This window comes from Actinomycetes bacterium, assembly GCA_035489715.1.
Classification (GTDB): Bacteria; Actinomycetota; Actinomycetes; order JACCUZ01; family JACCUZ01; genus DATHAP01.
On sequence record DATHAP010000091.1, the window covers coordinates 1 to 15,864 of the forward strand.

Annotated in this window: 15 protein-coding genes; 12 read left to right on the forward strand and 3 right to left on the reverse strand. The window is 73.3% G+C overall.

Annotated features, from left to right (window positions below):
• From VK640_07335 to VK640_07345, 3 genes are all read left to right on the forward strand, one after another.
• Positions 1–193, forward strand: a 193-nt coding sequence (locus tag VK640_07335; GenBank protein HTE72996.1) for a hypothetical protein, incomplete at its 5' end; no start/stop codon positions are given.
• Complete coding sequence (locus VK640_07340) at positions 190–1,221, forward strand: NADP-dependent oxidoreductase (GenBank protein ID HTE72997.1); 1,032 nt, start codon at positions 190–192, stop codon at positions 1,219–1,221. The genes VK640_07335 and VK640_07340, both read left to right, overlap by 4 nt.
• A gap of 390 nt (positions 1,222–1,611) precedes the next feature.
• On the forward strand, positions 1,612–1,788 hold the full coding sequence (locus VK640_07345; GenBank protein ID HTE72998.1) for a hypothetical protein: 177 nt from the start codon (positions 1,612–1,614) through the stop codon (positions 1,786–1,788).
• A 49-nt stretch (positions 1,789–1,837) separates the two neighbouring features.
• On the opposite strand, the gene VK640_07350 is transcribed toward VK640_07345, so the two are convergent.
• Together VK640_07350 and VK640_07355 are read right to left on the reverse strand one after the other, a co-directional pair.
• Positions 1,838–2,956: a hypothetical protein gene (locus VK640_07350; GenBank protein HTE72999.1), complete on the reverse strand. Its 1,119-nt coding sequence runs from the start codon at positions 2,954–2,956 to the stop codon at positions 1,838–1,840.
• A 4-nt stretch (positions 2,957–2,960) separates the two neighbouring features.
• Entirely contained in the window at positions 2,961–5,111 is a 2,151-nt protein-coding gene (locus VK640_07355; GenBank protein ID HTE73000.1) for a calcium-binding protein, read from the reverse strand.
• Between the two features lie 528 nt (positions 5,112–5,639).
• On the opposite strand from VK640_07355, the gene VK640_07360 reads away from it, so the two are divergent.
• The 3 genes from VK640_07360 to VK640_07370 all read left to right on the forward strand — a co-directional run bounded on the left by VK640_07360 (position 5,640) and on the right by VK640_07370 (position 8,422).
• Positions 5,640–6,086: a hypothetical protein gene (locus VK640_07360; GenBank protein ID HTE73001.1), complete on the forward strand. Its 447-nt coding sequence runs from the start codon at positions 5,640–5,642 to the stop codon at positions 6,084–6,086.
• A gap of 211 nt (positions 6,087–6,297) precedes the next feature.
• Positions 6,298–7,734 (forward strand): NlpC/P60 family protein, encoded by a 1,437-nt coding sequence (locus VK640_07365; GenBank protein HTE73002.1) that lies wholly within the window; start codon positions 6,298–6,300, stop codon positions 7,732–7,734.
• Positions 7,735–7,744: 10 nt separating this feature from the next.
• Entirely contained in the window at positions 7,745–8,422 is a 678-nt protein-coding gene (locus VK640_07370; GenBank protein ID HTE73003.1) for a hypothetical protein, read from the forward strand.
• A gap of 36 nt (positions 8,423–8,458) precedes the next feature.
• Here the strand turns inward: VK640_07370 and VK640_07375 are convergent, their stop codons facing one another.
• The gene (locus VK640_07375; protein HTE73004.1) at positions 8,459–8,968 is read right to left on the reverse strand and encodes an inorganic diphosphatase; all 510 of its coding nucleotides are present in this window, start codon (positions 8,966–8,968) and stop codon (positions 8,459–8,461) included.
• Between the two features lie 85 nt (positions 8,969–9,053).
• On the opposite strand from VK640_07375, the gene dacB reads away from it, so the two are divergent.
• The 6 genes from dacB to ftsH all read left to right on the forward strand — a co-directional run bounded on the left by dacB (position 9,054) and on the right by ftsH (position 15,852).
• Positions 9,054–10,475 (forward strand): D-alanyl-D-alanine carboxypeptidase/D-alanyl-D-alanine-endopeptidase, encoded by a 1,422-nt coding sequence (dacB, locus tag VK640_07380; GenBank protein HTE73005.1) that lies wholly within the window; start codon positions 9,054–9,056, stop codon positions 10,473–10,475.
• A gap of 134 nt (positions 10,476–10,609) precedes the next feature.
• Complete coding sequence (locus VK640_07385; GenBank protein HTE73006.1) at positions 10,610–10,756, forward strand: GPGG-motif small membrane protein; 147 nt, start codon at positions 10,610–10,612, stop codon at positions 10,754–10,756.
• Between the two features lie 131 nt (positions 10,757–10,887).
• Positions 10,888–12,003 carry a zinc-dependent metalloprotease gene (locus VK640_07390; protein ID HTE73007.1) on the forward strand — a complete coding sequence of 372 codons (1,116 nt, stop codon included), beginning with the start codon at positions 10,888–10,890 and terminating at the stop codon, positions 12,001–12,003.
• Positions 12,004–12,081: 78 nt separating this feature from the next.
• The gene (tilS, locus tag VK640_07395) at positions 12,082–13,071 is read left to right on the forward strand and encodes a tRNA lysidine(34) synthetase TilS (GenBank protein HTE73008.1); all 990 of its coding nucleotides are present in this window, start codon (positions 12,082–12,084) and stop codon (positions 13,069–13,071) included.
• Between the two features lie 22 nt (positions 13,072–13,093).
• Positions 13,094–13,648, forward strand: a complete 555-nt coding sequence (gene hpt / locus VK640_07400) for a hypoxanthine phosphoribosyltransferase (protein HTE73009.1) — start codon at positions 13,094–13,096, stop codon at positions 13,646–13,648.
• Positions 13,649–13,815: 167 nt separating this feature from the next.
• Entirely contained in the window at positions 13,816–15,852 is a 2,037-nt protein-coding gene (gene ftsH, locus VK640_07405; protein ID HTE73010.1) for an ATP-dependent zinc metalloprotease FtsH, read from the forward strand.
• Positions 15,853–15,864: the final 12 nt, after the last annotated feature.

A 15,864-nucleotide genomic window follows, 5' to 3' on the forward strand; every position in this document is an offset into this window, starting at 1 on the left:
GAACGGCGACCACGAGCGGAGGGTGCCCAGCCACAACTCGGCCGACCTCGCCCGTCGGCTGCCGAACGCCCAGCTCACGATCTACCCCGACGCCGGCCACGAGGGCATCCTCCGGTACCACGCAGAGTTCGTCCCGGCAGCCTGGACTTCCTCGATACCTGACAGCACCGACCCCAGAGGACCGCGATCATGAAGGCTTTCGTCGTCGAGAAGTACGGCCAGGACGGTCCGCGCGCCGCCGATGTGCCCGAGCCCACCGTGGGACGACGCGACGTCCTCGTCCGCGTGGTCGCCGCGAGCATCAACCCGCTGGACACGATGACCCGCAACGGAGAGTTCAAGCGGCTGATCAAGTACAAGCCGCCGTTCGTGCTCGGCCACGACATGGCCGGAGTCGTCACCGACGTCGGCGCCGACGTGCGCGACTTCAAGGTCGGCGACGAGGTCTACGCCCGTCCTCGTGACCTCCGGATCGGCACGTTCGCCGAATTCATCGCGATCGACCCGGACGACGTCGCGCCCAAGCCGGACTCGCTCACGCTCCTGGAAGCCGCCGCCGTACCGCTGGTTGCCCTGGCCGCCTGGCAGATCCTCGTCGACCGCGCACACCTAAAGCCCGGTCAGAGGGTGCTCGTCCACGCCGGCGCCGGCGGCCTCGGCTCGACGGTCATCCAGCTGGCTAAGCACCTAGGCGCGATCGTCGCCACCACCACAGGTACCGCCACCGCAGACATGGTCAGGGACCTCGGGGCCGACGTCATCGTCGACTACACCAAGCAGGACTTCTCGCAGACGCTGTCCGGCTACGACCTCGTGATCGATTCCCTCGGAGGCCAGAACCTGGAGAAGTCCCTCACCGTGCTGAAGCCGGGCGGCCTCGCCATCGGAGTGGCCGGCCCGCCAGACGCCGGGTTCGCCAGGCAGCTCGGCGCGCCGTCGATCCTGCGCTTCGTCATGACCGTGCTCAGCCGCAAGGTCCGCAAGCAGGCGAAGGCCCTCGATGTGCACTACGAGTTCTTCTTCATGCAGGCCAGCGGGTCCCAGCTGCGTGAGCTCGGTGCCCTGTACGACGCCGGCGTGCTGCGGCCGGTGATCGACCGGACGTTCCCGTTCGCGCAGACGACCGAGGCGATGGCCTACGTCGAGCAGGGCCGCACCAAGGCCGGCAAGGTCGTCGTCACGATGCATCCTGTATCCCACGTCGGGGCGGACGCGGATTGACCATCTCACGATGGCCTGGACCTGCCTCAACCGGCGCCTCTGACGCTTGCTCTGGGACGGCAGGCCCGCAGGATGTCTGGACACGTAAGGGCCTTCGTGCAGGCTGTCTGACGCGCTGGCGGTTCGAGACCCAGATGATCTTTAGTCTCAGTTCTAGTCTCAGTTCAGCCTCGTCCGCGCCGGTTCGCAGGCGGCCGCGAAACGCTCTGACCTGCGGAGATGTACCTCACTGGTCCAGCCCGGACCTACGGTCCTCCACCTCGTAATGCGTAGGTCGTCGGTTCGACTCCGACAGGCGGCTCCGCAACCAAGGCCTCTGACCCGGTGCCCCGGGTCAGAGGCCTTGCTCGTGCCGGGTTTGGGCCGCGTCGACGCGGCCAGGCAGCGGGCATGCCCGGGATCCCGCAGAAGCGCCAGTCCGTCCGACCGCAGCTGGCCGTGCTGGTGGCAGCGGCGCTCATCGTCATCGCCCTGGCGGCGGTCTGGTTCGCCGTCGGGGCTGCCGTCGGCTCGGGCGGCGACGACTGCCCGGCCGAGGGCAACGTGACCGGCGAGCGCTGCCGCTGACGGTCCGCGCAGGTGCTCCCACCGAGACCGGCGGCCCGGCCGTCGGCGGTCAGCGCCGGCCGGCCCGCAGGTAGGCACCGACGGCCCGCGCCGCGAGGTGGTTGCGGTCTGCTGCGTCGGCAACGAGCCGCCGGCAGGTGAAGTCCAGCCGACGCCGGGCGCTGCCGACCCTCGTCCGCAGCCCCTCCGGCTCGGATCGTGCCGGGTCGCCGCGCCGGGACCGCCACCACAGCCGGCCGTAGCGCTCGGTGAGCCGCTCCAGCCCGACCAGGGCGGCCGCGGCGACCTCCTCCTCGGTGGCGCTGCCCGGCAGCCGGGCACCGGGGTCGGGTCTGGGGAGCAGGTCGTCGAGGTCGCCGACCTCCCGCAGCCCGCCGGCCACCACGTAGCGGACCACGTGGTCGTGCTGACGCCCGTTGAGCCGCCCATCGAGCCTGCGGTTGAGCCGGCGCACGACCTCGCTCCCGGCGACCCCCAGCCCAGGGTTGGTGTGCGCGGAGTAGGCGTAGAGCGGCGTCGGGTCGAAGCCGGCCGCCGCCGCGAAGCGCGCGAGCAAGGTGCCCGGGGGAGCGCCGGCGGGCGGCAGGGTCACCACGACCAGCCGGTCGGCGGGGACGACGCGGCTCCAGACGGCGAGGACCGCGGCCAGGTCGTGGTTGAGCCAGAATCCCCGCGCGGGGTCCCGTCCCCGCGCGTCGCGGTCGCGGACCATCGCGACGTACGTCGACCAGTCCTCCACCGCGCCGTTCTTCACCGACTCCTGCCACGCGGACACCAGGACCCGGCCCAGGTCGCGGCAGGTGACGACGACGGTCGGCGACCGGTCGGCGAACCCGGCGACCGCCCGGGACGCCTGGCGCCTGGCGAGCAGGCTCAGGCTCTCCGCCGACAGCAGCGCGACCGGCAACGGTGACCTCGCGGCAGTCGCGCAGAGCGCGTCCCACTGACCGACCTGACGTCGGTCGTGGGACCGCTCGGACCGGCGGCCGCGCAGGTCCCACGCCGCCATCGTCGCCGACGGCACGCCGGTCGCGTCGGGGACGGGGACCCACACGCCTTGATCGGCCAGCACCGCGTGGTTGGCGCGCAGCACGCCTTGCAGGTAGGTCGTCCCCGTCTTGTGCAGCCCGACGTGCAGCACCACCCGTCGCCCGTCGTCGTGGGGCACGACCTCAGGCCTCGCAGGCGAGCCGCACCTCCACGGCGCAACCGTCCGAGCCGACGCCGCCGTCTCCGATGTCGACCCCGCCCTGACCGTCCAGGATGTCGTCGCCCTCACGGCCGTTGAGCAGGTCGTCGCCGTCGCCGCCCCAGATGACGTTGGTGAGCGCGTCGCCGCGAAGGTCGTCGGCGAACGAGGAGCCGAGCACGTTCTCGACGGACACGATGGTGTCCGGTCCCATGCCCTCGGCGAAGCCGCCGCGCAGGTCCACCAGCACCGGCCGGTCGCCGTCGCCGTAGTCGACAGCGTCCGTGCCCGGCCCACCGTCCAGGGCGTCGGCCCGCTCACCGCCCCGCAGGACGTCGTCGCCCTCGAGGCCGACCAGCTGGTCGAGACCGTCGCCGCCGACGAGCCGGTTGGCCGAGGCGTTCCCGATGATCTCGTCGCCGAAGCGGGAGCCCGTCACGTTCTCCATCCCGGTCACCACGTCGGAGGCCGGACCGGTCACCGTGCCGGCCCCCAGGTCCGCCTGGATGGCCTCCTCAGCCCGCGCGTAGTCCACCGAGTCCGAGCCGCCGCCGCCGTCGAGGTGGTCGTCGTCGTTCGACCCGGCGAACACGTCGTCGCCGTCACCGCCGGTGGCGACGTCCTCGTCGTCGCCGGGCTGGATGACGTCCGAGCCGGCCTCACCGGCCAGCGTGTCGTCCCCCCGCTCGCCGAGCAGCAGGTCGTCGCCGTCGCCACCGCTGACGGTGTCGTCGCCCAGCCCGGCGCGGACCGTGTTCGGGCCGGCGTCGCCGACGAGCACGTCGTCGTGGATGGTGCCGCGGAGGTTCTCGACCTCCGCGATCCCGTCGCTCCCCTGGCCGGTGGCAGCTCCGGCTCCGAGGTTGACCGACACCGGCACCGCCGAGTAGTTGAACTGCAGCTCGTCCACCCCGGGGCCGCCGTTGAAGTAGTCGTCGCCCGGGCTGCCCTCGAGCTCGTCGTCGCCGTCACGACCCCACAGCTGGTCGTTGCCGACGCTGCCGTTGAGCTCGTTCGGCCCGGCACCACCGACGAGCACGTCGTCGCCGCTGGACCCGATCACGTCCTCGACCCGCACGAGGGTGTCGGTGCCGTCGCCGGTCGCCCGTCCCGCCGTCAGGTCCACCACGACGGGCACGTCTGAGCCGGTGTAGTCGACCTCGTCGCGCTGGTCGTCCTTGCGGGTGGGGGTGCCGCCGTCGAGCACGTCGTCGCCGGGCCCGCCCGCCAGGGAGTCCACCGCGTCCGGCAGCGAGTCGTTGCTGCCGCCCAGGAGGTGGTCGTCGCCGGCCAGCCCACGGAGCACGTCCTGCCCGCCGGCGCCGTCGAGCACGTTCGCCGCGGCGTCACCGGTCAGCACGTCGTCGCCGTCGGAGCCGGTGGCGTTCTCGACGGAGAGCAGGACGTCGGTGCCGGTCTGCTCGCTGCGCGCGGTGTCACTGATCAGGCTCACCACGGCCTGATAGGTGAAGCCCATGTCGACCGTGTCGGAGCCGCGGCCCCCCTCGTGCCGGTCGTCGCCGCGGGCGGCGAGGAACACGTCGTCCCCACCGCGGCCCCGCTCGACGTCGTCCCCGGCGCCGGAGTAGAAGACGTCGGCCCGCGGGCTCCCGACAAGCAGGTCGTCGTGCGCGCTGTCGGCATCGACCGCCTCCACCGACCGCAAGGTGTCGCGGCCCTGGCCCCGCGCGGTGCCGGCGCCCAGGTCCACCGTGATGCGGCCGGCCGCCTTCGGGTGCTTCCAGAGCAGTGCAGCGTCGAGACCGCCACCGCCGACGAGGAGGTCCGCGCCGACGACGACGTCTGCGAGCGCCCGGAAGCGCTGGTCGCCGGCGAGCAGGTCGTCACCGGCCTCCCCGCGGAGCTGGTCCGACCCCGAGCCGCCGGCCAGCCGGTCGGCCCCGTCGCCCCCGCAGACCAGGTCGTCCCCGCCCTTGGCGTCGACGGTGTCGCGACCGCCGCGGGCGACGATGACGTCGCGACCTTCGGTGCCGCGGATCAGCTCGCCGCGAGCGGTGCCGACGATCGTCGCCCGCACGCCGGCACAGGTCGTCGCCGGAGCGGCGGCCGCCGGTGCGGCGACCACACCTCCGGTCAGCAGCACCGCCGCCGCTGTCGTGAGTACGGTCCGCATGCCCTCCGGTCGACCTGGTCGCATGTCCCCCACCCTTCGTAGTCGTCAGGATGTCGACGGAGTCGACGGCACCGCGGTTCGGTCTGGAGGCGGAACCGCCCTCAGCAGGGCACCAGCAGAAGCGCCGGTTCACGGGCGTGCCGGCTGGATTCACGGCGTGCCGCCGCGCCTTATGTCAGCCGCTGCCCGCAGGCGGAGCACCGGACGATGCACCACCGCCGCCCGGACCGGCTCTCGAGGATCACGGGCTCGGGGACGTCGTGGTGGCAGTGCGAGGTGTCGACGGAGCCGGTCACGGGATCACCCTCCAGCGAGGCTCGGGCCGTTCCGGTCCGTGGCCTCGCTCCCACCCTCAGCCCGAGGGATCCGGTCCGGGAGCGGCCATCGGTCACCGATCCGGTGGCCGATGGTCCCTGCCCGGTCGTCCACCGGCTGGTGACCTCGGGTGACCGGACGTGACCGCAGGGCGCCGACGGCGTAGCGTGGCGCACCCACGTGCCCGCTTGTGCAGTCCCCCGAGGAGGCAGCATGACGATGCAGGTTCCTGGCAGCGACCAGCGCAACACCGACCTGCGCCTCGTGCACGAGGACGAGCCCGCCTCCGGCGGGGGACCCGAGCAGGCGCTGGGGCTGCTCGAGAACGCCCGCCGGGTGGCAGACGCCACCGTCGCCGAGGCCCGGGCCGAGTCCGAGCGGCTGCTCTCCGCGGCCCGTGAGCGGGCGGCGCAGGTCCAGCGGGAGGCCCGTGAGCTCGGGCAGCGGCTGCGCACGGACGCCGAGCGCGAGGCGGCCCAGACCCGGCACGAGGCCTTCGGCGAGGCGGAGCGCATCGTCGCCGACGCCCGCGCCCAGGTGAGCACGCTCGAGGGATCGGTCGCCGGCCTGCGGGCCCAGCAGGACGAGGCCACCGCCAAGGCCCGCGAGCTGGTCGAGGCACTCAGCGCCGCCCTGCAGCGCCACTCGCCGCGAGGCTGAGAGCACCACTCTCCGCGAGGCTGAGCACCGCACCGGGGCGGCCGGCCCGCGGAGCGTCCTGCCGTTCGTCACGCTCCGTGACCATCGCTTGACGGCACTTGTGGGACAGGTGTTACCTGTCGAGGCTCATGTGACCACAACCACCGGTACGCGAGTCGATGCCCGGGGGGCGTCGGCGCTGCATGGCACCGGGGCCGAGAGGGGGCTGCAGATGCGGGTCAGGCCCGCTGCGCTCGCCTGCTCCACCGCGGTCGCCGCCCTCGTGCTCGGCCTCGTCGGCCCGGCCGCGGCCGACCCCGGGTACCCGAGCGCCCGGGATGTGCAGCGCAGCAGGGACGCGGTCGCCGCGTCCTCCCACGACGTCGGCCGGATCGAGGCCCGGCTCGCCGTGGCGGGCGCGCAGGCCGACCGGGCCGCCGCTGCCGTCGGCCGTGCGGTCGAGGCGTACAACGGGGCCCGTCTCCGCCTGCAGCAGGCGCGGCAGCGCGCGGTCGAGGCGCAGCAGCGGGCCGACCTGTCCCTGGCCGCCGTCGATGCGTCCCGCGAGGCGCTCGGCCGGTTCGCCGCGGCGGCCTACCGGGCCGGCGGCGACGTGGGCGACCTCTCGGCCTTCCTCGTCGCCGACGGTCCCCGAGACCTGATCAGCCGGGTGTCCGCGCTCGACTCGGTGGCCGCCAGCCGCCGGCGGGCGCTCGACGACGTACGCGCTGCCCAGGTGCACGCCGACCTGCTGCAGGAGCGGGCCGACCGGATGGTCGTCGCCCGGCAGCGGGCGCAGGAGCGGGTGGCGCAGGCCAAGCAGGCGGCCGAGGCCCGCCTGGCGACGCAGCAGCAGGCCGCCACCGAGATCGCCGCCCAGCGCGAGACGCTGGTGCGCGCCCTGGCGTCGGCCCGGCACACCACCGTCGGGCTGGAGCGGGAGCGGCAGGCCGGGCTCGAGCGGGCCCGCGAGGAAGCCGCTCGCAAGGCCGCGGAGGCCCAGGCCCGGGCGCAGGCGAGAGCCGAGGCGCGGGCGGCCGCACGGCAGGCGGCCCAGGAGGCGGCCGACCGCGCAGCTCGCGAGGCGGAGGAGCAGCGCCGCCGCGACCAGGAGGCCGCCGCCGCCCGGCAGGCCGGCAGCGGGTCGAGCGGCGGCAGCGGCAGCGGCAGCGGTGGCTCCGGCGGCGGTGGCTCCGGCGGGTCAGGCGGGAGCAGCCTGCCGGGAGGGGGCGGCGGGTCGGGCAGCCCGCCACCGGCGCCGGCACCGGCCCCGCCACCCCCGAGCGGGTCCTCCGAGGGCACGGCCAGCGGCGCTGAGGCGGCGGTGGCCTACGCCCGGGCGCAGATCGGCAAGCCCTACCAGTGGGCCGCCGACGGGCCGTCGAGCTTCGACTGCTCGGGGCTCACCATGCGCGCCTGGCAGCAGGGCGGGGTGTCCTTGCCGCACTACAGCGTCGCGCAGTACGAGCAGTCGGCGAAGGTCTCGCTGACCGACCTGCGGGTGGGCGACCTGGTCTTCTTCGCCAGCGACCCGGGCGACCACCGGACGATCTACCACGTCGGCCTCTACCTCGGCAGCGGCCAGATGATCGAGGCCCCCTACACCGGCGAGAACGTGCGCGTCTCGAGCATCTGGCGGTCCAGCCTGTTCGGGGCGGCCCGCCCGTGAGCAATCGCCGGTGAGCGCCTACACCGAGCGGCACGCGCGCAGCTTCGGCGGCTGGCTGGTGCTCTTCGCCCTTGGCTACGGCGTCTTCCACCACGCCGGGACGATCTTCGCCGGGCTCGGCGACGTCGGCGACAGCGACACCCGGTGGGCTGACTGGATCGACCTGCTGACGCCGTACGTCGTCACCGGAGCCGCGGCCGGCGCCCTGCGCAGCGCCGGCGCGAGCCGGGGCACCTGGACCGGGTTCTGGTTCGCGGCGACGACGTACACGCTCGGCAAGGGCCTGCACGTCTCGGCCAACTCGGTCGGCAACGCGCTGCCCGGCGAGGACCCGCACGTGGTGCACCTGTGGGACGAGACGGTCGGCCACTACGTGTGGTTCGCCGGCTTCGCACTGCTCGTCGCGGTCCTCGCGGTGGCGCTGGCCGACCGGCGGCCGCGCGGCGGGATCGCAGCCCACCTGCTGGCCCTGGTTGTCGGCTTCACCTGGTTCACCAACTCGGTCGAGGGGCAGACCGCGTGGTTCGGGATCGCCACCGCCGCGGTGTTCTTCCTGTGGGGGCTGGCGACCCGCGACGGGATGGGCCGCTACCTGGCCACCGCGTTCGGGTTGTCGCTCGTGCTGCTCGTCGCGTTCGGCAGCTGGCAGGGCGGCTTCCCGGAGTTCAGCGAGCTCGGCTGGATCTGAGGGCTGCCCCGCGCCGTAGCCCACGCCGGGTTGTCGTCAGTGCAGGTCGGTCTCGCCGCGCTCCCGGGCGTCGACCAGCCGCTGCCGCGACGCAACGATCTCGGCCTCGGCCTCGACCCGGCCGGCCCAGGTGGCGCCCTCGACCGACTTGCCGGGCTCGAGGTCCTTGTAGACCTCGAAGAAGTGCTGGATCTCCAGCCGGTCGAACTCCGGCACGTGGTGGATGTCGCGCAGGTGCTCCTGCCGCGGGTCGGTCGCCGGCACGCAGAGCACCTTGTCGTCGCCGCCGGCCTCGTCGGTCATCCGGAACATCCCCAGCGCCCGCGCCTTGATCAGGCAGCCGGGGAAGGTCGGCTCCTCCAGCAGCACCAGCGCGTCCAGGGGGTCGCCGTCCTCGCCGAGGGTCTCCTCGATGAAGCCGTAGTCCGCCGGGTAGCGGGTCGAGGTGAACAGCATCCGGTCCAGCCGCATCCGGCCGGTCGCGTGGTCGACCTCGTACTTGTTGCGCTGCCCCTTGGGGATCTCGATCAGGACGTCGAAGTCCACGCTGCCAGCCTCCTCGGCTCCCGGGCCTTGTGCGACCGCTCGCTAGTGTCGCGTACGCCCGTCAGCCGCTCGAAACGAGGTTCGCGTGCGTCGAGTCCTCGTCGCCCTGCTGGTCGCCCTGCTCGCGGTCGCGGGCGTCCTCGCCGGGCTCGACGTCGCCGGTCAACTGCCGGGCGGGCTGGTCGCCGACCCGACGCCGGCACCGACGCCGACCAGGCCGCTCGACCCGTCGCCGGTGGCCGCCGGGTTGGTGCTGCCGCCGGAGCCGACGTCGACCGCGACCGAGCCGCCGCCGGTGCTGCCGGCGGTCCCCGAAGCCGCGCTGCGCCGGGTGCTGTCCTCCGGTGACCTGGGTCCTGACCCCGGTGCACTCGTCCTCGACGTGGCGACCGGTGAGCCGCTGCTGGCGGTCGACCCGGCGACGCCGCGGACCCCGGCGTCGATCGCCAAGCTGGCCACCGGTGCCGCCGCTCTGCGCCGGCTCGACCCGGGCAGCCGTCTGCGGACCGTCGTGTGCCGCGGAGAGACACCCGGCTCGTTGGTGCTGGTGGGCGCCGGCGACGCGAGCCTGCTGACCCGCCGCGCGGGCACCGACCCCTACGCCGACCGGGCCACCCTCACCGAGCTGGCCGACCGCACCGCGACAGCGCTGCGGGCCGACGGCGCCGGCGGCGTCAGTGGCGTCTCGCTGGCCGTCGACGACTCGCTCTTCGAGGGACCGGCCGTGTCGCCGGACTGGCCGGCCTCCTACGTCGGCTCCGGGGTCGTGTCGCCGGTCAGCGCGCTGTCGGTCGACGCGGGCCGGGTGAGCATCGACTCGGACGTGCGCTCGACCGATCCGGCGGTGGCGGCGGGGGAGACGTTCGCCCGGCTGCTGTCCCGCCGCGGCATCGACGTCGAAGGAGAGGTACGTCGCGCGGTCGCACCGAGCCGGCACGGTCGCGACATCGCCGCCGTGGAGTCACCGACCCTCGCGCAGCTCGTCGAGCTGATGCTGCAGACCAGCGACAACGACCTGGCCGAGGCCCTGCTGCGGCTGGCCGCGGTGGGCAGCGACCGGCCGGGCACCTTCGTCGACGGCCGGGCGGTGGTCGGCGAGGTGCTCGACGAGGTGGTCGGACCAGGGTCCGGCGCCGACCAGGCCGAGCTGCTGGACGGCAGCGGGCTGGCCCGCGGGTCGGTCGTCCCGCCCGAGGTGCTCGCCCGGCTGCTCGCGCTGGCGGCCGGCGGCGACCGCGGTCTGTGGCACCTGGTGACCGGCCTGCCGGTGGCCGGGTTCACGGGGACGCTCTCGGCCCGGTTCCTGTCGGACGTACCACTGACGTCGCCTGCCGCCGGCGAGGTGCGCGCCAAGACGGGCACGCTCACCGGGGTGAGCACCCTGGCCGGCGCCGCCACCGTCGACGGTCGGCCGGTGGTGCTCGTCGTCATGGGCAACGAGGTGACCGACACCCTGGCGGCGCGGGCGGCGCTGGACCGGTTCGCCACCCTGGTCGCGACCGCCTGAGCCCGCCGACGACGGGCTCCGGCATGCGACTGCACCCGGCAAACCTCCCGGCACCCGGCAAACTGCCAGGACGTCGCGCGGTTGGGGCGAGGGCTGACGGGAACAAGCGCGGCAGACAGAAGGAGGTACCACCCATGACCATGCTGCTCTGGATCCTCGCCGTGCTGATCGGCATCTGGGGGGTCGTCACGCTGATCCGCGGTCAGGTGCTGCTCGGCATCATCCTGATCATCGTGGCGTTCCTCGTCGGCCCCGGCGGTGTGAGCATCTTCAACAACTAGCACCACCTGCCGGAATCCACCTGCTCCGCGTCGGCGGCCGGGCGCGTCCCCTCACTCGAGTGGTCGCACCCGGCCGCCGACGTGTGCGGGCCTTCTCGAGAACGTACGGTGAACCGATGAGATCCTCCGCCATGGTCGACTGGGACCTCGCCGTGACGACCGGCATCCGGCTGGTCAAGCCCGGCCCCGAGGTCAGCGCCGACGAGGCACGGCACGCTGTCGCCGACCTCCGGACGTACGCCGCGCAGGCGCACGGCCACGTCGCGTCCTTCACCGGGCTCGACGCCCCCACCGACGACCGGGCCGGACACTCGGTCGTGGTCATCGACCGCCCGGGCTGGATCCGCGCCAACGCGGCCGGCTTCCGGACCGTGCTCGAGCCGCTGGTCGACAAGCTGCAGGAGCGGCGCACCACCTCGTCGCCGATCGGTGACGCCGTGGGCTCCAAGGTCACCGGCGCGCAGACCGGGACGCTGCTCGCCTTCCTCGCCACCAAGGTGCTGGGGCAGTACGAGCTCTTCCCGCCGTACGGCGTGGACGTGACCGACAGGCCCGGCCGGCTGCTGCTGGTGGCCCCTAACATCGTCTCGGCCGAGCGCGAGATGGGTGTCGACCCCCGCGACTTCCGGCTCTGGGTGTGCCTGCACGAGGAGACCCACCGGGTGCAGTTCGGCGCGACGCCGTGGCTGCGCGACCACATGATGGGCGAGCTGCGGGCCTTCGTCGACGCGACCGACGTCGACCCGGCGGCGCTGGCCGCGCGGGTCAAGGCGGCGGCAGCCGCGGCCTACAGCGCGATGCGCGAGGGCGTCGACCCGCCGGACGGCGAGAGCTCCGGCCCGTCGCTCGTCGAGGCGGTGCAGACCCCGGCGCAGCGCGAGATCCTGGACCGGATCACCGCCCTGATGTCGCTGCTCGAGGGGCACGCCGACTACGTCATGGACGGTGTCGGCCCGTCGGTCATCCCGTCGGTGGCGGCGATCCGGGCCCGCTTCCAGGCCCGGCGCAAGCAGTCCGGTCGGGTGGAGCAGGTGGTGCGCCGGCTGCTCGGCATCGACGCCAAGCTGCGGCAGTACCGCGACGGCGAGCGCTTCGTCCGCGGGGCGGTCGACCGGGCCGGGATGCACGGCTTCAACCAGGTCTGGGCCGGGCCGGCCAACCTGCCCACCAAGGCCGAGATCGCCGACCCGGCCGCCTGGGTCGAGCGGGTCGTCACGCCTCGCGAGCTCCCCGCCGCCGCCAACTGACCGATCGTCTGCCACTGCGAGCGGCGGCCAGCCGAGCACCCGCGCGGAGCCACATGATCACCGCCTAGGTTGAGCGCCGTGGGTCCAGTACCCGAGGTGGCGGCCGTGCGGCTCGCCGTCCGTCGCTGCCTGGCCGAGCTGGGCGACGACGGGTCGGCCGGCCCGGTGCTGGTGGCCTGCAGCGGCGGTGCCGACTCGGTCGCCCTCGCGGCGGCGCTCGCGTTCGAGGCCCCGCGCACCGGCCGGCCGGCCGGCGCGGTGACCGTCGACCACGGCCTGCAGCCCGGCTCGACCGAGCGGGCGGCCGCGCTCGCCGACCGGCTCCGGCGACTCGGCCTCGACCCGGTCGAGGTCGCCACGGTCGCGGTCGGGACCGCCGGCGGGCCTGAGGCGGCCGCCCGCGAGGCCCGCTACCGCGCCCTCGACGAGGTCGCCGACCGGCTCGGTGCCCGCGCCGTGCTGCTCGGCCACACCCTGAACGACCAGGCCGAGACGGTGCTGCTGGGCCTGGCCCGCGGCTCCGGCTCCCGCTCGCTGGCGGGGATGCCGGCCCGCCGCGGCCGCTTCGCCCGCCCGCTGCTCGGCCTCGACCGGTCCACCGTCCGCGCCGCGGCCCGTGCGTCCGGGCTCCCGCTGTGGGACGACCCGCACAACGCCGACCCGGCGTTCACCCGCACCAGGGTCCGCGACGACGTGCTGCCGGCGCTGGAGAAGGCGCTCGGACCCGGCGTCGCCGAGGCCCTGGCCCGGACCGCCACCCTCACCCGCGCTGACGCCGACGCCTTGGACGGGTGGGCCGCCACGGCGTACGACAGGGTCCGCGCCGGACCGGGCGTCCTCGCCGTCGAGGCGCTGGCCGGGCTGCCGTCGGCCGTACGGTCGCGAGTCCTGCGGCTCGCCGCCCTCGCGGCCGGTGCGCCGGGCACCGACCTCACCGCGGGCCACGTCGCCGAGCTGGACCGCCTGGTGACCGACTGGCAGGGTCAGGGACCGCTGCACCTGCCCGGCGGGGTCCGGGCCGGCCGGCAGCGTGCGATGCTGCACCTTTCCGCCGACCGACCCGGCTGACGGGTCAGAGGAGCACGAGGGCGTGGACGAGAAGGATCTGGGCGCGGAGCTGGAGAAGGTCCTCATCACCGAGGAGGAGATCCAGCGCCGGCTGGCCGAGATGGCTGGCGAGATCGACACCGACTACCAGGGTCGGGACCTGCTGCTCGTCGGCGTGCTCAAGGGTGCCGTGATGGTCATGGCCGACCTCGCCCGGGCACTGCACTCGCCGGTCGAGATGGACTGGATGGCCGTCTCGTCCTACGGCTCGGGCACCAAGTCCTCCGGCGTGGTCCGGATCCTCAAGGACCTCGACAAGGACATCACCGGCCGCAACGTGCTGATCGTCGAGGACATCATCGACTCCGGCCTGACGCTGTCCTGGCTGATGTCCAACCTGGGCTCCCGCGGGCCGGCCTCGGTCGAGGTCTGCACCCTGCTGCGCAAGCCCGAGGCGGCCCAGGTCGACGTGCCGGTCCGCTATGTCGGCTTCGACATCCCCAACGAGTTCGTCATCGGCTACGGGCTCGACTACGCGCAGCGCTACCGCAACCTGCCCTTCGTCGGCACGCTTGCGCCGCACGTCTACTCCGGCTGACCCCGGCTGACCCCTGCGGGAACCCCTGCCTGGCACCGGCGCGTTGGTCGAGTTCCGGACGCTGCCGCAGGTCAGGCGCCCCCGGTGTACCGTCAGAGTCCGACCAACCGACCCAAAGTCACGTATCCGCAACCGGCAGGAGGGACGGGGCGACCCGCCCCGCTTCGATGGACGTCAAGCGCTACTTCCGAGGCCCGTTCTTCTGGGTCGCCATCGTCATCGTCGCGGTCCTGCTGGTGACGTCGTTGTCGTCGGTAGCGGGTGGCTTCAAGCAGGTCGACACCGAGGACGCGCTGAAGGCGATCAAGGACGGCCAGGTCGCCAAGGCCAAGCTGATCGACCGCGACCAGCGCCTCGAGCTGACCCTCAAGGAGGGTCAGCAGGTCGAGGAGAGCGGCAAGATCAAGGCCGACTACGTCGAGGCCCGCGCGCGGGAGATCATCCAGCTGCTCAACGCGAATCCGCCCTCCGAGGGCTTCACCGACAGCGTGCCGCGCACCAGCTGGGTGGTGAGCCTGTTCATCAACTTCCTGCCGATCCTCATCCTGATCGTGCTGTTCCTCTTCTTCTTCAACCAGATGCAGGGCGGCGGCTCCCGCGTCATGCAGTTCGGGAAGTCGAAGGCGAAGCTGATCAGCAAGGACACCCCGAAGACGACGTTCAAGGACGTCGCCGGGGCCGACGAGGCGGTTGAGGAGCTCGAGGAGATCAAGGAGTTCCTCGAGAACCCCGCGAAGTTCCAGGCGATCGGCGCCAAGATCCCCAAGGGCGTCCTGCTGTACGGCCCGCCCGGCACCGGCAAGACGCTCCTGGCGCGGGCCGTCGCTGGCGAGGCCGGTGTGCCGTTCTACTCGATCTCCGGCTCCGACTTCGTCGAGATGTTCGTCGGTGTCGGCGCCTCCCGGGTCCGTGACCTCTTCGAGCAGGCCAAGGCCAACGCCCCCGCGATCGTCTTCGTCGACGAGATCGACGCCGTCGGCCGGCACCGCGGCGCCGGCATGGGCGGCGGCCACGACGAGCGCGAGCAGACTCTGAACCAGCTGCTCGTCGAGATGGACGGCTTCGACGTCAAGGGCGGCGTGATCCTCATCGCGGCCACCAACCGGCCGGACATCCTCGACCCTGCCCTGCTGCGCCCGGGCCGGTTCGACCGCCAGATCGCCGTCGAGCGCCCCGACCTGCAGGGCCGCTTCCAGATCCTGCAGGTGCACGCCAAGGGCAAGCCGATCGACGAGTCGATCGACCTGATGGCCTTCGCCCGGCGCACCCCCGGCTTCACCGGCGCCGACCTGGCCAACGTGCTCAACGAGGCGGCGCTGCTCACCGCCCGCTCCGACGCCAAGCTCATCGACGCCCGCGCTCTCGACGAGGCCATCGACCGGGTGGTCGCCGGCCCGCAGAAGCGCACGCGCATCATGAGCGACAAGGAGAAGAAGATCACGGCCTACCACGAGGGCGGGCACGCTCTGGTGGCCGCGGCACTTCCCAACACCGACCCGGTGCACAAGATCACGATCCTGTCCCGAGGGCGTGCGCTGGGCTACACGATGGTGCTGCCGGACGAGGACAAGTACTCCACCACCCGTAACGAGATGCTCGACCAGCTGGCCTACATGCTCGGTGGCCGCGCGGCCGAGGAGATCGTCTTCCATGACCCGACGACGGGTGCCGCCAACGACATCGAGAAGGCGACCAGCGTCGCCCGCGCGATGGTCACGCAGTTCGGCATGACCGAGCGGATCGGCGCCATCAAGCTCGGCTCGGAGAACGCCGAGCCCTTCCTCGGCCGCGACATGGGGCACCAGCGCGACTACTCGGAGGAGGTCGCCGGGGTCGTCGACGAGGAGGTCAAGCGCCTCATCGAGACGGCGCACGACGAGGCTTGGCAGATCCTGGTCGACAACCGCGACATCCTCGACGAGCTGGTGCTCGAGCTGCTCGAGAAGGAGACGCTGGACAAGGCCCAGGTCGCCGCGATCTTCACCGACATCCGCAAGCGCCCGGCCCGGCCGGCGTGGACCGGCTCGGCCAAGCGCACCCCGCAGGCCGGCCCGGTGATGACACCCAAGGAGCTCGCGTCGCCCAACGGCGTCAACGGCCAGGACAAGGAGCACAGCATGGGCATCGCGGGCCCGACCGACGTGCCCGAGTCCCCGCTGCCCTCCGACGACATCCCCGGCCGGCCCTTGGGTCGGGACGGCTGACGGGCGTTGACA

What these genes read in the sequence shown, in the direction of transcription:
- VK640_07340 (HTE72997.1), top strand. Translation starts at nt 190, where the DNA reads ATGAAGGCTTTCGTCGTCGAGAAGTACGGCCAGGACGGTCCGCGCGCC.
- VK640_07345 (HTE72998.1), top strand. Translation starts at nt 1,612, where the DNA reads ATGCCCGGGATCCCGCAGAAGCGCCAGTCCGTCCGACCGCAGCTGGCC.
- VK640_07355 (HTE73000.1), bottom strand. Translation starts at nt 5,111, where the DNA reads ATGCGGACCGTACTCACGACAGCGGCGGCGGTGCTGCTGACCGGAGGT.
- VK640_07360 (HTE73001.1), top strand. Translation starts at nt 5,640, where the DNA reads ATGACGATGCAGGTTCCTGGCAGCGACCAGCGCAACACCGACCTGCGC.
- VK640_07365 (HTE73002.1), top strand. Translation starts at nt 6,298, where the DNA reads ATGCGGGTCAGGCCCGCTGCGCTCGCCTGCTCCACCGCGGTCGCCGCC.
- VK640_07385 (HTE73006.1), top strand. Translation starts at nt 10,610, where the DNA reads ATGACCATGCTGCTCTGGATCCTCGCCGTGCTGATCGGCATCTGGGGG.
- VK640_07390 (HTE73007.1), top strand. Translation starts at nt 10,888, where the DNA reads ATGGTCGACTGGGACCTCGCCGTGACGACCGGCATCCGGCTGGTCAAG.
- ftsH (HTE73010.1), top strand. Translation starts at nt 13,816, where the DNA reads ATGGACGTCAAGCGCTACTTCCGAGGCCCGTTCTTCTGGGTCGCCATC.